The organism is Colwellia marinimaniae, from assembly GCF_002207865.1.
GTDB lineage: Bacteria > Pseudomonadota > Gammaproteobacteria > Enterobacterales > Alteromonadaceae > Colwellia > Colwellia marinimaniae.
Map to the genome: position 1 here is coordinate 36,215 of NZ_BDQM01000002.1, position 15,571 is coordinate 51,785.

Annotated in this window: 12 protein-coding genes; 6 read left to right on the forward strand and 6 right to left on the reverse strand. The window is 39.7% G+C overall.

The window, feature by feature from the left end:
- The first annotated feature begins 136 nt into the window (after positions 1–136).
- The 6 genes from MTCD1_RS01750 (at position 137) to MTCD1_RS01775 (ending at position 8,443) form a co-directional block, all read left to right on the forward strand.
- Complete coding sequence (locus MTCD1_RS01750) at positions 137–2,305, forward strand: malate synthase G (protein WP_057180069.1); 2,169 nt, start codon at positions 137–139, stop codon at positions 2,303–2,305.
- Between the two features lie 467 nt (positions 2,306–2,772).
- Positions 2,773–3,213: a hypothetical protein gene (locus MTCD1_RS01755; RefSeq protein ID WP_057180068.1), complete on the forward strand. Its 441-nt coding sequence runs from the start codon at positions 2,773–2,775 to the stop codon at positions 3,211–3,213.
- A 327-nt stretch (positions 3,214–3,540) separates the two neighbouring features.
- Positions 3,541–5,985 carry a penicillin acylase family protein gene (locus MTCD1_RS01760; protein ID WP_057180067.1) on the forward strand — a complete coding sequence of 815 codons (2,445 nt, stop codon included), beginning with the start codon at positions 3,541–3,543 and terminating at the stop codon, positions 5,983–5,985.
- Between the two features lie 62 nt (positions 5,986–6,047).
- Entirely contained in the window at positions 6,048–6,434 is a 387-nt protein-coding gene (locus MTCD1_RS01765) for an MAPEG family protein (RefSeq protein WP_057180066.1), read from the forward strand.
- 110 nt (positions 6,435–6,544) lie between these two features.
- Positions 6,545–7,720, forward strand: coding sequence for a chorismate mutase (locus MTCD1_RS01770; RefSeq protein ID WP_057180065.1), 1,176 nt, complete (start codon positions 6,545–6,547; stop codon positions 7,718–7,720).
- Positions 7,721–7,837: 117 nt separating this feature from the next.
- A complete protein-coding gene (locus MTCD1_RS01775; protein WP_057180064.1) occupies positions 7,838–8,443 on the forward strand; it encodes a GspH/FimT family pseudopilin in 606 nt (201 codons plus the stop codon).
- Between the two features lie 232 nt (positions 8,444–8,675).
- On the opposite strand, the gene MTCD1_RS01780 is transcribed toward MTCD1_RS01775, so the two are convergent.
- From MTCD1_RS01780 to pilV, 6 genes are all read right to left on the reverse strand, one after another.
- Positions 8,676–9,026, reverse strand: coding sequence for a TapY2 family type IVa secretion system protein (locus tag MTCD1_RS01780; protein WP_057180063.1), 351 nt, complete (start codon positions 9,024–9,026; stop codon positions 8,676–8,678).
- A gap of 1 nt (position 9,027) precedes the next feature.
- Positions 9,028–9,453 carry a type IV pilin protein gene (locus MTCD1_RS01785; protein ID WP_057180062.1) on the reverse strand — a complete coding sequence of 142 codons (426 nt, stop codon included), beginning with the start codon at positions 9,451–9,453 and terminating at the stop codon, positions 9,028–9,030.
- Positions 9,453–13,118 carry a pilus assembly protein gene (locus MTCD1_RS01790; protein WP_159459891.1) on the reverse strand — a complete coding sequence of 1,222 codons (3,666 nt, stop codon included), beginning with the start codon at positions 13,116–13,118 and terminating at the stop codon, positions 9,453–9,455. Before MTCD1_RS01790 ends, MTCD1_RS01785 begins: the two co-directional genes overlap by 1 nt.
- Positions 13,119–13,154: 36 nt before the next feature.
- Entirely contained in the window at positions 13,155–13,700 is a 546-nt protein-coding gene (locus MTCD1_RS01795; protein ID WP_057180060.1) for a pilus assembly PilX N-terminal domain-containing protein, read from the reverse strand.
- Positions 13,700–14,713 carry a PilW family protein gene (locus tag MTCD1_RS01800; RefSeq protein ID WP_057180059.1) on the reverse strand — a complete coding sequence of 338 codons (1,014 nt, stop codon included), beginning with the start codon at positions 14,711–14,713 and terminating at the stop codon, positions 13,700–13,702. The genes MTCD1_RS01795 and MTCD1_RS01800 overlap by 1 nt, the downstream gene beginning before the upstream one ends.
- Positions 14,714–14,775: 62 nt before the next feature.
- Entirely contained in the window at positions 14,776–15,357 is a 582-nt protein-coding gene (gene pilV, locus MTCD1_RS01805; protein WP_082606436.1) for a type IV pilus modification protein PilV, read from the reverse strand.
- Positions 15,358–15,571 lie beyond the last annotated feature (214 nt).

Genomic DNA, 15,571 nt, shown 5'->3' on the forward strand with positions numbered 1-15,571 from the left:
TAGGATTATCATTAATATTTATTTACAACGCTATTTCAGTGTAATTGCGCTAGCAGTGACGTTAGTAATAGAAACTTTCACACCAATATTCTTAACACTTTTAATATATTTTTTTTGAAAAAAAGGTCAAGTTATAATGCCAGCAACAGTAACCATAGAAAACTTAACAGTTAGCCAATGTCTTTTTGACTTTATTGAATATGAAGCATTACCTGGCACAGCCATTAGTTCAAAGCACTTTTGGCAGCAATTTTCCAATATAATTAATGAACTTAGCCCCAAAAACCAACAACTGTTATTAAAACGTGAGGCCTTACAAGCAAGCATAGATAAATACCATCAAGACAATAAGCCCTTTGATTTTGCTCACTACAAGCAGTTTTTAATGACTATTAATTACCTTGTCCCGCAAGTAGCAGACTTTAGTATTAACACCTGTAATGTTGATAGTGAATTAGCGCTTATGGCAGGACCGCAACTTGTGGTACCAATAATGAATGCTCGCTTTGCCTTAAACGCGGTAAATGCACGCTGGGGAAGTCTATATGATGCGCTTTATGGTAGCGATGTCATCAGTGATGAAAATGGTGCCAAGCCAAGTAAAGCCTATAACCCAGTACGGGGTAAAAAGGTTATCGCCTTTGCCAAGGATAGTTTAGATCAAGCCCTGCCACTTGTTTCTGGCAGCCATAAGCAAGCGATTAGTTACCACTTAACTGAGCAGCAATTGATGGTAACTTTGACTAATGGTCAACAAACCGCCTTAAAGGTACCCTCAGCTTTTATTGGTTTTACTGGCAGTATCAATAAACCACAATCGTTAATGTTTTCTCACCATGGCTTACATTTAAATTTATTATTTAATGATGAAAGTAATAGTGGTCAGCAAGATGTTACTGGGTTAAGTGACATCATGCTTGAATCTGCTTTAACCACTATTATGGATTTTGAAGACTCAGTCGCAGCGGTTGATGCCGAAGATAAGGTATTAGCTTATCGAAATTGGTTGGGGTTAATGACAGGTAAGTTATCTGCCACGGTAAATAAAAATGGTCAAAACATCACTCGTACCATGAACCCTGATTTTAGCGTACAGACACTGAATGGCGACACAGTTACCCTGAAGGGGCGAAGTTTAATGTTCGTCCGTAATGTCGGTCACTTGATGACAAATAATGCCATTATCGATAGCCAAGGTAACGAAGTACCTGAAGGCATTCTCGATGCAATGATCACCTCTTTAGTTGCCTTGCATGACTTAAAAGGTAATGGTGAATACCGTAACAGTAGTGAAGGTTCAATTTACATTGTTAAGCCAAAAATGCACGGCCCTGAAGAAGTAGCTTTTGCCGACACCTTATTCTCTCGGGTAGAAAAGGCATTGTCATTACCAAGCAACACCATAAAAATGGGTATTATGGATGAAGAAAGACGTACCAGTGTCAATTTGAAGAACTGTATTTTTGCTGCCAAAGATCGTGTGGTATTTATCAACACCGGATTTTTAGACAGAACAGGCGATGAAATTCATACCTCTATGATGGCTGGTGCTATGGCAAGAAAAGCCGATATAAAGTTAACGACTTGGATTAGCGCCTATGAAGATAACAATGTTGATGTCGGCCTGGCTTGCGGTTTTAGCCAAAAGGCGCAAATTGGTAAAGGTATGTGGCCAATTCCAGATCAAATGTCAAACATGTTAGCAACCAAGATAAATCATGTGGAAGCCGGGGCAAATACGGCTTGGGTACCTTCACCTACGGCAGCGACATTGCACGCCCTGCATTACCATAAAGTGAACGTATTTGCTGTACAAACACAGCTTAGTCAACGTAAAGCCGCTGATATTGATGATATATTAACCATTCCACTGGCAAAAAATACCGATTGGAGTGCAACGGAAATAAGCCAAGAGCTAGACAATAATTGCCAAGGAATTCTAGGCTATGTAGTACGCTGGATAGATCAAGGTGTCGGATGTTCTAAGGTACCGGATATCAATGATGTCGGCTTAATGGAAGATAAAGCGACCTTAAGAATTTCCAGTCAACACATTGCCAACTGGCTTACACATAACATTTGTACAACCGCGCAAGTACAGGCAAGTTTAGAGAAAATGGCCCGTATTGTTGATCAACAAAACGCGACTGATGTTAACTATCAAGCAATGAGTGATGATTTTAGCAATAACATTGCCTTTAAAGCCGCTTGCGCATTAATATTTTCCGGTGCCAAACAGCCAAATGGTTATACCGAGCCGTTACTGCATCAATATCGCTTAGCAAAGAAGCGTCAACAGCGCTAACTAATAGTTAAAGTTAAACTAAGTCGCTCAAGCGCTAAACGAAAAAAGTAACCAACACAGGCGCTATTGCATAATAGCGCCTGTGTTGCTTGTCATGCTCCCCCAAGCGAAGTCAAAGCGTTAAGCTAGGTTCAACAACTACTTCGAGTTTTTTGTGACTCATGTAAATTTTTTGAAATACTTGGTAATATTTATGCCCTTAAATGGTGCTAATAAATAGACAGCTTATAGGTAATTATTAGCCATTTTACTTTAACAATGTTCTTTAACCAACTTTTACCATCTACCGTGTGAAAGAAGCAACTTATCTCAACTCGCTAGCATAATGAGTAAACAACCAGTAAAGTAACAACTGTTACAATTGAGTAATCTTAAATAATAGCTGCAACTCAAGCAATAAAAGACATAGTGGTTGCGAACAACACCACACTTAACCAGTATATGGGCAAAGCTAAAGGATATAGGCAATGAAATCAGTTAAATTACTATTAGTTAGTTTTACTATCACCTTCGTAATATTGAGCAATATATCCCCGGCACTTGCCAAGTCTGCTATTAAAATACAGTATTTAAATGTGAGCAATGCCTATAGCTCGAGCTATAATAACTACAATTTTATCAAGGTAGTGGCAAAAACACCTAGCACACTAGCCAGTCAATACCGTAATAATTTTTCCACGGGCTTAATTTTGTCAAACCCGACTATGTTAACGCTAGAAAATTCACCCTTAACAATGAATGTTGTCAATAATTCCAATGAGTTTTTTAACAGCGCCATGGCTTTTAGCGACAAGCTAAACCAATTTATTTCATACTTTACCAGCCCGGTTAAAGGAAATATTACTGAGCAGCTAGAGCCAACACCTAAGAGCAAAGTGATAAAGGCAAAATGTAACAGCAAAGTATAGTTAATGACCCGCTATTGATAAACGTTTTACCTTCATAATTGAATAAATTGTGCCATTAATTTAACTTAGATATTATCCCCCCCCATGATCCAGGGTTCAGCTTAGTTAACTAAATATGGGCAAATCGCCAAGCTCTCTCGTCCAACAACTCAGTATTGTTCAGCCCAGTATTTACTAGGCCAAGAATAAACAGTAATACTCTGAGGTCTATTGAGTTAATAGCCATAAGTATGCTAATACCATTGTTTAAATAAAAGTAACTAAGAATATTCACTCAGGGCATTTTGCGTTACTCTGCTATATCAATTTATCTAGCTTGCCTTATCCATGAACAAAATAAAAAAAATACTCACTGGCTTCTTACTTATCAGTTTATTAGTGTTAGCAACGGCATTAACTTGGCTTTACAGTAAAGTTGATAGCGCCCTACCACTACTAGACGGGAAAAAAACCGTTTTTGGCTTAAAAAAAACTGCCATAATTGAGCGAGACCAGCAGGGTATTGCCACGATAAAGGCCGAAAGTAGAGCCGATATTGCTGTTGCTTTAGGGTTTGTCCATGCACAAGAGCGATTTTTTCAGATGGACTTATTAAGACGAAACTCCGCAGGTGAGTTGGCCAGCCTTTTTGGTGTTGTCGCTCTTGATTATGATAAATCGATCCGTAAACATCGCTTTCGCGATCGGGCCAGAGCAATAGTCGCTCAGCTGCCCCAAGAGCAACTTGATTTAGTTAAAGCCTATACTCGAGGTGTCAACCAAGGGTTAAAATATTTATCCTCTTCGCCTTTTGAATACCTTCTGCTGCAACAAGAGCCGGTGCAATGGAGTGAAGAAGACTCAATCCTCACTATTTTTAGTATGTATATAGATCTTCAATACCACGATGGTAAACGTGAGCGTACCCTGGGTTTAATGAAAGCAGTGTTATCGGGTGATGTGTATGCATTTTTAGATCCTAAAGGCAGTATCTGGGATGCGGCAATTGATGGTAGTCAATTATCTCCAGCGCCTATGCCTAAAGAGGCGTGGCCTTCTGCTACAAGTGTTAACCTTGACGGTAAAAATGACATTGCATTGGCTAATAACACACAACTAGCTAATAATATTGCCAATAGATATCAAGGTGAAAATTTCCCTGGTTCTAACAGCTGGGCAATTTCAGGCGCGTTAACCTCGACCGGAAGCGCCATTTTAGCCAATGATATGCACCTTGGCATTCGTGTACCTAATACTTGGTTTCGCGCTTCTTTTGAATATCCACATATCACAATTTCTGGCTTAAAGTCCGTTACTGAACAAATTAAAGTCACTGGCGCCACCTTGCCAGGTACTCCAAATATGGTTATTGGTAGCAATGGTCATATTGCCTGGGGCTTTACCAATAGCTACGGCGACTATAGTGATGTGATTGTGCTAACCACTAATGCTGATGACAGCCAATATTTAACGCCAACTGGCTATCAAGACTTTACCTTTCATAAACAGGTAATCGCCATTAAAGGACAAAAAGCCCAAGCGATCACGGTAAAGGAAACAATTTGGGGGCCTGTTATTGGGAAAAACCATCAAGGGAAATCACTGGCCTATCGCTGGGTTGCCCACGATAAGGAAGCAGTCAACTTAACAGCTACTCAATTAGAGCAAGCAAAAACTGTTGAGCAGGCGTTAGATATTGCAGCTCGCTCCGGTATCCCTGCGCAAAATATTTTGGTCGCGGATAAAGACGGTGCTATTGGCTGGACCATTATGGGACCAATCCCTATCAAAAAAGGCGCCGTTGGTGAAACACCTCAATCATGGAGCTCAGGGGATAATCGCTGGCAAGGCTATTTAATTCCTTCAGACTATCCTCGCATTGAAAATCCAGAAAACCACAGACTATGGACGGCGAATTCCCGTGTCGTTGGTGGTAAAATGTATGAAAAACTTGGCAATGGTGGCTATGCCCTCGGTGCTCGTGCAAAGCAAATTAGAGATAATTTACTCGCCCAAGAACAGTTTGACGAACAAGCGCTACTTAAAATAGGCCTAGATGATGAAGCCGTTTTTTTACAACGCTGGCAGCAGTTTATTATTGAGACCGTGTTAACCGAACAAGTACTTGCCCAGCATAATAACTTTGCGCAAGTAAAAACCTTATTAACAAAACCCGAGGTATTAAGAGCTAGCATTGACTCTGTGAGTTATCGCTTAGTGCGTAACTTTAGAATTAACCTTCGAGATAGTGTTTTTTTCGAATTGAATACAAGTTTAAAAAATATTGATAACGCTTTTAATTTCAAAAGTATTCGCCACCAAATTGAAGTGCCCTTATGGCAGCTTATTAATGAACAACCCAATAACTTCATCATGCTAGGGGGAAATAGCTGGCAAGAGCTGTTTACTAAGGCACTAACCTTAACCCTTAGTGATATGTCGACTAACCAGCCACTAAATGCTGCGACCTGGGGGCAACAAAACAGTTCGGCGATAAAACACCCCTTAAGTAGTGCCCTGCCGCTATTAAATTATTGGCTTGATATGCCAAGTGAAGCATTAGCTGGCGATAGCTATATGCCAAGGGTACAAGGAAAAGCCTTTGGTGCCTCTGAACGTATGGTGGTATCACCGGGGCACGAAATTGATGGTATATTTCATATGCCAACTAGCCAATCAGGTCACCCTTGGAGTCCGTATTATGGCATGGGACATAGTGACTGGGAACAAGGTATAGCTTCGCCATTTTTACCGGGAAAAACGCAGTATAAGTTGACCTTACTTAGCTATTAAGTAGTGTTTAATTACGAAGACAATATTGGCACTATGCTGACAATTTAATAAAGAGATAAACTATGACTATATTAATTATTTGCTTGTTTTTAGCACTGTTTTTACCACTACTGGCAAAAATCCCAGTAGCTTTTGCCATGGCTAAACTTGGCGGATACAACAATAATCACCCAAGAGAGCAGCAAAGCAAACTCACCGGATTTGGTGCTCGTGCCCTCGCTGCCCATCAAAATGCTTTTGAGTCAGTTATTCTTTTTTCCCCCGCACTTCTTTTAGCCCTAGCAACAAACAATAGCCAACCAACAATACTGGTGTTGGCTGTTGTCCATATAATTGCACGAGTGCTCTATAACCTTTTCTATTTGTTAAATATTGGCCTATTAAGATCAATAGTCTGGGCTATTGCTACCTTATGCAGCTTTGCCATAATATTTCAATGCATACCTTAACCACTACTGACAAACAAAAACGTCTAAAGAAACAGTTGACACTATTTAGCTAAGCTAGCTAGAGTAACTACTCAAAGTAAACAGTCAATCAACAATAAAAAGGTAAACTAGTGAGCGAAAAGTTAGATTTAAATGAAATACGACAAGAAATAACGCTTTTAGATCAAGATTTATTAGCTTTGTTGGCAAAACGTCGGGCGTTAACACTTAGTGTCGCGAAGAGTAAAGTGCAACAAATCCGCCCTATTAGAGATCAACAACGCGAACAAGAGCTTTTAATACGTTTAATTAAGCAAGGTAAAATCTTAGGTTTAGATGCTCACTATGTTACCAGTGTATTTCAAACTATTATTGAAGACTCGGTTTTAAATCAACAAGCTTACTTACAAACACTGGCTAATCCTGATATTCAAGTGCCAACCGTTAGCGTAGCCTTCCTAGGTGATAAAGGCTCATATAGCTATCTTGCCAGCCATCGCTATTTTTCCCGTAGAGCAGAGAAAATCATTGAATCAGGTTGCCAACGTTTTTCTGACATATTACATCAAGTTGAATCAGGGCAAGTTGATTACGGCATGTTGCCTATAGAAAACACCAGCTCAGGTAGTATTAACGAAGTTTATGATTTACTGCAACACACTAACCTATTTATTGTGGGTGAAATAACTCAGCCGATAGAACATTGTCTGCTAACGTCGGTAAACACTAGCTTAGATAAAATAAAAACCATATATGCCCATGGGCAACCCTTTACCCAATGCAGCAATTTCTTAGATAAGCAAACTGGTATTCGTATTGAGTATTGTGATAGTACTGCCGATGCCATGGCACAGGTTGCTAAGTTGCAAGATGAAACCATTGCGGTAATTGGCAGCGAAGAAGGTGGCCATCTTTATCAGTTGCACGCTTTAGAGCACTCGATTGCCAACCAAATAGAAAATCACTCTCGCTTTATTTTAGTTGCTCGAAAAGCAATTGACGTGGCAGAACAAATTCCAGCAAAAACTGCGATTATTTTGTCTACCGGTCAAAAATCAGGCGCCTTAGTAGAATGCTTATTAGTCCTTAAGCAAAAAGGCATTAACATGTGCAAACTTGAGTCTAGACCTATCCAAGGACGCCCATGGGAAGAAATGTTTTATATTGATGTCGAAGCTAATTTAAAGAGTTTTGCCTTGCAAGAAGCAATTAACGAAATGACCCCACATACTAACTTCATTAAAGTGCTAGGCTGCTATCCGATAGAACATATCAGTCCGACTAGCGTTCCCAGTAGTGCGCTATAGACGGCAATAACATTGTATGGGGCTATATATCGTTAACCTCAACGATATATAGTACTAGCGAGAGTTATAGGAAAGTGTTATAAATAATAGAGTCGTTGTAGCATTTGGGTCTTTATCATGCCATTTTTTCTCATTAAATCTAATAACCCACAAAAAGTTAATTATAATAATAGTTCAAAAGGTTTTTCACTCGTTGAACTCATGATAACTATTGCCGTAGCCGCTATCATGATCACTATCGCAATTCCTAGTATGACTGTTTTTTTAGTGAAAATGCGTATTGATAATGAAATAAGTCAGCTTAATCGTTTAGTGCTTTCAGCTCGAAATAGTGCAATAACGATGGAGCAAAATGTTATCATTTGTCCACTAGAAAATGGTGTCTGCACGACAAACTGGCAAAATGAATTGACTGCATTTATTGATTTAGATAACAACGGGCTATATACAGACGATCCTTTAGCGCCTGATACTCTAGTAAAAATAAAGGCAGCGACTACAGCCGGTGACACCATTACTTATGCGGGTCAAACCAGTATAAGGTTTGCTCCAACAGGTACGTTAACCACTGCTGCAAGCATCTTTATATACTGCCCACAAAATGACAAGAGTCTCGGACGGGCTATTGTTTTATCAATTTCCGGACGAACTTATGTCACTACTGATGCTAATAATGACGGTCATGATGAATTCAGGAACGGCGGGAATGTTATTTGCCCATAATAGTCACCTAAATATTACCAGCGTTCTGTATTCAAACGAGTATCTTTTCTCTAACCTATTAGGCGTTAGTATGCATTATATCCGGCTGCTAACATCCATCAAGGCCCTAAGTTCAGCAAGCTCAAAATTTTAACATGTCGAGATAATGTGCATATCTCACATAAAAAAAGCCCCATCTAATAATACAGGGCTATTCTAATCGAGATTCTTAACTTACCTTAAGCTTTGCCGTTTACCTGAGCAACTTTTTATCTAACTGCCTCGCTTTTGCACTGCTAAAGCGCTCATGCTCTTGTACACACTGCTTGACTTTATATACGGTCTTTTGAGTGTTGTGTTTACCCACTTTCCTACCTTGCAACATTTTCATTGCCTGGCTTGGTTTGTTAAAACGACCCATCACAAAACGGATATCATCACCACCACCTTGGTACTCCACAAAACATTTAACCTGCATTTGTTTGCCCAAGACAGCTTCATACTTTTGTTGATGGTTTTTTTCAGCTATTACAGTAAACGATAATAATAATGCTGACATAGAAAAAAATGCAACACCACAAAAAGTAAAATGAACTTTAATCATATTATTTCTCCCAACAAGTCGGTGAATTAGCACCTTGCTGCCCGGCTTCATTGATTGTTAAACTAGGGCAATAAGTATCCCTACTCTGTCTACCTTGTGCTGTAGCAGTTAAAATAAACGTGGTGCCGTTATTAGCAACCACAGAGCTAATACTATAATTTTTACTCTCGGTCACATAAGGATTGGCTGACATGCCTAAGTCTGTCATATCGGCACTATAACTGCGTCTATCAACAAACAATTGCTCTTGTAAATTAGCTAAACGCATTAATTCTCGTTGTGCCTCAGCCCTGTTTGAACGCACAACAAAATCAGCATAAGAGGGATAAACCACGGCGGCTAAAATACCAATAATGGCAACAACAATCATTAATTCTATCAGGGTAAATCCTTGTTGCTTTTTAACTATCGCCTTATTTTGCGGCATTATTGGTTCTCCGTACTATAAAGATAGGTGCGTGTAGTTCCTAAAGAAAAACCTACATTAATGACCTCATCACCAACAATAATATCTCCTTTAGCTTTATCCACTGTCGTTGGGTCACCATCACTTTCAGGTATCACAATTAAAGTAGGCGCTCCCAACCAGTCATTATTGATTTTATAAACACGGTTATCATCATCACGCACATCTTGAAGGTACAAGTTCTTTCTAATACCTAAGGCAAGATCTACCGCATATAACCATCCACTTCCTTCCGGTGGTTTACAATCAATAATAGTTCCATCAGGCGCAGGCGTGTAAGTAGTAAAATAAGCAATGCCATTAATAACTAACCCCGCTGCAGTGGCTTTTTCACCACTTTGTAATAAATCGATATACCAACCCGATTTTTTACTTACCAACAGTTGCAAGTCTGCTTTTGCTTGTGGGGTGGAAGCATTTCCAAAAGGATCATAGGTATAGGGATATAAATCATCTTTAGTAAATCCTGCAGTAGGGACCGGAGGAGTACTACTATCAGAAAATGTTTGAGTGATTATATTACTGTCCTTAATCATATAGAGAGTGTCCGAAGTATCAGTACCTAAAGGGTCTGATCTATCTCCTGAGCCAATTAAAACAGCATCATAAGGGATCTCTTGATGAACTGTGATAGTTTTTTTACCGCCTTGACCATCAGAAACCTCTGTTTCTATAATTTCAGAAATAAGTGCTCGCACAATTGTCGGCTCATAAAAGAAGCGCTGATCATCATCTCCCCCCCCAAATGTAGCCAACTCAAATACTGAAATATGCTTTGTATCCTCATCTGGCATATCAACTCGCCAGATACTACCACCCGTATCTCCAATATATAAGCGATCAACTAAGCCATTACCGGTACTATCAAGCAAGCCGATAGCAGAAGCTATACTATGAGAGCCTGGAAAGACTGTAGTACCATTCTGAGGTAACGCACTCCACAATATGTTGCCGGTTTCTGCGTCAAGCATGTAAATTGCTCGACCTTTAGTATCAGAAGTTGCTAAGCCGTCACTATCTTTATTAACATCATAACCACCACCAATAAAGAGCACGGGGCTAGCAGTGTCACCTGAAGTATTAAGTGCTGAATAACCGACTTTAGGTTGTGACCAAGATTGACCAAGTTCCTCAAAACCATCTGTACCACTATCAATATGCCACATCAACTTAGGTGCATCTGGTGTGGTAATATCTAAAGCATAATATGAGCTGCCCCCTCGGCGTAAACCAAAGAAAATCCATGCTTTATCGGTGCCGCTGTCTATTTTACCATTGCCATTTTTATCATATAAATGCAATGTAATTTCACCATCAATACCGTAGACTTTATTCGAAGATGCGTAATTATCACGTAAAGGTTTTATATTATGGATGAATTCTTTTGGCATAAATGCCCAACTTTCTTCTACTGTGGCACCACTATCTTTAAACATATGCAAGGCACCTGAGTTAGTACCAATCACAATACGTATACTCGTTCCATAGTTAACCACTAAAGGTTTGGAGTGTAGTGGGTCACCAAAAACATCGGCTCGCATGTCATCAAATTCGTTGTCATTGTTCTCATCATCAACATCAGCACCGGTTGCCCAAGCAAGCATCTCATCAACAGCGGCGCTTTCAATCGAGTCACCATTACTGTCAACAAGATCAGCCACCCCCAACATAGCGGCCAAACTCACCACGCCGGTATCGGCATCAGTAAAAGCAGCCTCAAGGTTTGTCCGGTCAAATGTAATTAAGGACCCGACGCCACCATCCATGTAAAGCGTTCTATCACTTGGTTTTTGACTATTAAACCACGCCACCACACCTCCTTTACCAACAATATCACCATCAACTTGAGGTGACCAAAAACTTTGTGCATTTTGACAAAATGTGTTGCGATCATTAACTTCACAAATTGCCTCAGTACCACCCACGCCGGTTATTTTGCCATCCTTGACTTTATATTTTTTCAAATTCCCCTGCCAACGAGCCCCAGTTTGCGGTTCAAACATAGCATAATAAACAGAATCAAGGGTTTGTGTTCTATCAAAGCTGTTAGCCGCCACCGAGGCTGAAGCCAAACGATCATTAGATTGCGGTAATCTATTAAGAATACTGATTAAAGCTTGTGTTAGTTGCAAACCACTATCAGCATGGAAATATTCCCCTTTACCTTGTCTTGCTGTTTCTACTAGTAAAGATCTTGCAGCATCCGCACCACCACTAAAGCCAATGGTATGAGTAACTACCGTTTGCTTACCATCTAAATTTGTATTTATATCGTATTCACTCATCCAGCCTGCTAGCGCTGGTAAGTAACTATCATCCTTACTATAGTTATTCCAATGGTATGAGCTTCCAATGAAATTTTTATCATCATAAATAGGCTGACCATTGGCATCATAAACAGGAGTGCCATTGCTATCAACACGCAGCACTTTGGTCTTCAGAGCAGTAATTTTACTATCCGCTCTATGATCATTAGTCGGTACACCATCAGTGATCAGAATAATATGAGCAATACTCGAAGCACAGTTATTGAAAGGACTGAGATAATCACCGTTTGACTTGACGATATCGGTGTCCGGTGGCGGTCTGTTTTTATGATAATTATAAGAAGGATAATTGATATCATCATCACCGAACTCTACCCCTGCACCAGCAAAATATTGTGAGGCTTCATAAACAGATTCACAAAGCGGGGTTGCTCCATTCGGAGTTATTTGGTTATTTATAATGTTGAGTAAATCGGCCTTATTGGATGTAGTCATTTTTTGGATGCCTAAAACAATACGGCCTCCATTACCACTAGCACTACCATCACCGGCATTAAAGTTAAATAACTCTAGACCGAAGTCAACTGACGGAGTGGTCTTTATAACACCGCTGATACTTGTTATGGCTGTATCCATAAGCGTTTCTGTAAGATTACCCACAGTTTGACCGTGATACCAGCGTAGATATTTAGCCGTATATAAGGTAACATAACTCGCTGAAGCCCAGTCAACATTAGTGGTGGTCTTCAGCGGGTTATGGGATATGGGGGATTTTTTAGTGCCTAGATCGTTCACGGGATAGCCAGGAAGCAGGCCTTCGGCATTATATGTAGACCCGAGATCAACAACGCCTTCACTATCAATTATATAAGCATCATCTTCACAGTCTATTATTTCAATACCACTTAAGCTGTTATTATCGCGAATTTCACCCCAAGTACCCTTGTGCCCCTTATAGGTATATTCTCGAATATGACCAGTATAGTAACCTTCGGCAGCTAAAATATCTATTGACTTTTTACAGCTATTAATAACAGCATCAAACCTGCGAGCATCATTGTGGTGGCTAGGAATTGTGGTGTTATTATCAATTCCACCCTTATTAAAATATAGGGCTAGATCCTGATAAGCATGAGCTGAATCAGTTGCCGGATATGTTAGTTCAGGGTCAAATTTAGCTGATACCGTATGCACATCACCCATACTGCCTGAAGTATCAAAAATAATCAGTACCTTAGTACTCTTACCAGCCTGTCGAACAACATCACTAATATAAAGATCAATATCTTCACTTAACGTTATATCAGATGCTGTAGCGAGCATTAACGCCAACAGGCTTTTCGCTAAAAAATTATTCATTTTATAATCCTCATACATTTCATCAATGCCTAGCATCTATTTTAATAATTGCTGAGCTATCCCTGAATTAACTTGTACTGTACTAGTGTTATTTCGACCATATTGCTTAGTTATTTGCACCCTGAGTATGTTACAAGTAAACACCTGTACAGAAGAAGCGTTCCTTGAGTGAGGACAAGGATATTCGAGTATCAAGGGGTTATTTGATAAGCCTATACTAGCAGAAGTTATATTACCATCGGCATTACTACTGGTTAAATCAGCTAATACGGATTTATCTACGGCAAAGTTACTAATAGGCAGGGCAAAGTCATTTTTTTGACCAACGCCATGTTGGACTTGTCGAAAAATAAGCTCATCCATAGCACCAAAAGCCTGTTGGTTAGCAACGACTTGCATTTCACTCGCCCCAGACATTTTCATATCAGTGGTGGTATTTAACATTAAGGCTGAGGCAACTGCTGTTAGCGCAATTAAGAAGATGAGTGAAACCACTAAGACTACCCCACGTTGTTTACCTCGTTCAATACCAAGATAACTAGTAGGATATTGCCGATGAGAGCTTCTCTTAAGTATTGTCATTAGTTTACTCTCGCGTTATATAAAGTTATTGTTGAACTAAAAAGTAAACGACGATAATTATCACCGTTCCCTTTAAACTGCCCAGCAACACCAGCACCAAGCTGATATGTGTTGTTATTTTGATATTTAAAATCGGGTAAAATGCTACGCGCCAGCACATAAACTTTAACCGCTAAAATTCTCGCCCCACCAGCATTATCCCATAAAGCCTCGCTCATATTATCGGCTGAAATATAGGCATTAATTACCCCGTCACCATTCGTATCAATACCATACATAAAACGGATCACTTCAATGCCATCAACAATAGGGTTAAAGCTCATACTAAGATTTGCTAAACGCCCTTGCATTAATACTGGTACATAGTCATTACCTACTTTCTCTTCTCTGACATAGTAAACATGGTGTTGATATTGCCAAGTGCGAGCATTATCCAATACAGGTACTGGTTGCCCTTGAGCATAAATACCACCTTGCATGACGTTAATGTCCAAGTAATAGTTTCCTGGAATCGTTGCCGCCACAGGAGTGCCAATCACTCGCTTAAGTTGAATAACATCGGAGCCTTGTTTAGTACGAGTACCTGTGGGAGTAGTAAAACAATCTAAAGGGTTTGGCGTTCCTGCAGTAAGTGTTTGTCCCCAGATTGTTCTAAAGTGGCCAATCGCGAGAGGAAAAGTTGCATTATTAACCCCTCCGCCAATACAATCATTACCTGGAGCAGCTTGTAAGCCTATAAGGTTACTAGTACTAAATCGCCCGGCATAATCGCCCCAGAAATCTTGTCTTAATAAATCATCTGTGAGTACACTAATGGCAAAGCGTCCATTTTCTTGTAACTCTCCATAGGTAGAGGTTTCCGCTGCTGTTGTCCGCATACCAACAAAAACACTCATAACTCCAGCAAATAAAACTAAGCCAACAGATAAACTGATCATCAGCTCAACCAAGGTAAAGCCTTTTACTGCTTGGCTTGGTAGTTTAACTACGTCGTACCTATTCTTAGCGTGCATACTTATCAGGTTCCTTTTCCATCACTGTCAACAGCGAGTTAGCTTTTACAGTTGAGACTATGTTAAATATTATATATAAAGGTCTGTACTACTACTTGTCGCCTCTTAGCGCCGCTAACACCACAATTAATAACCGCACTATCTGTCGTCTTGCTTTTTGCCTGCCAACTGACAGTAACAGTATACACATTACCATTTTGACTAATGCAAGCTGCAGCACCAACTAAACCACCAACATTTTTTCCAGCCGAAGTTACATCTGCCCCCATAAGCGCAAGTTCCCATTCGTATATATCATTACTTATTACATCTGCTGTTATGCAACCAGGTGCTAAATTACAGCGATTTCCAGCTACGCCTATAGCGCTACCATAATCATTTCGTGCATATTGATTCAACGTTAAATTAGGGTTTATTAAAGGCGCGTTCGCTCGCATTCGGGCAATGATATCTTGTACTAAGCTTGAAGCAAGGGAGCGCTGCATTGCATCAAAACTACCTTGCTTAGCTGTTATCTGCATGGCAACTGCGCCTAAAATTCCAGTAACAAGAATAACCAAAGCAATAAGTACTTCTATAAAACTCATGCCTTGTTGCTTTTTTATTCGAGGCGATGAGAATTTATTTATTGTCTTGCCCATCATAAAGATTACTCCACTTAAATTGTTTAATCGTTTTGGTATAAATAGAAAGTAACGATTGTTTGAATGAAAATTGATAAATAAAAGAAATAATAACTAGAGAAAACGATGGGAAATAGAGTGATTTTTTTAGGGTGTACTCAATATTAAAAACACATACTTGAGAGTAATAAAATGAAGAAATTGTTAGCATGATTAACTACCCCACCATGTCCAT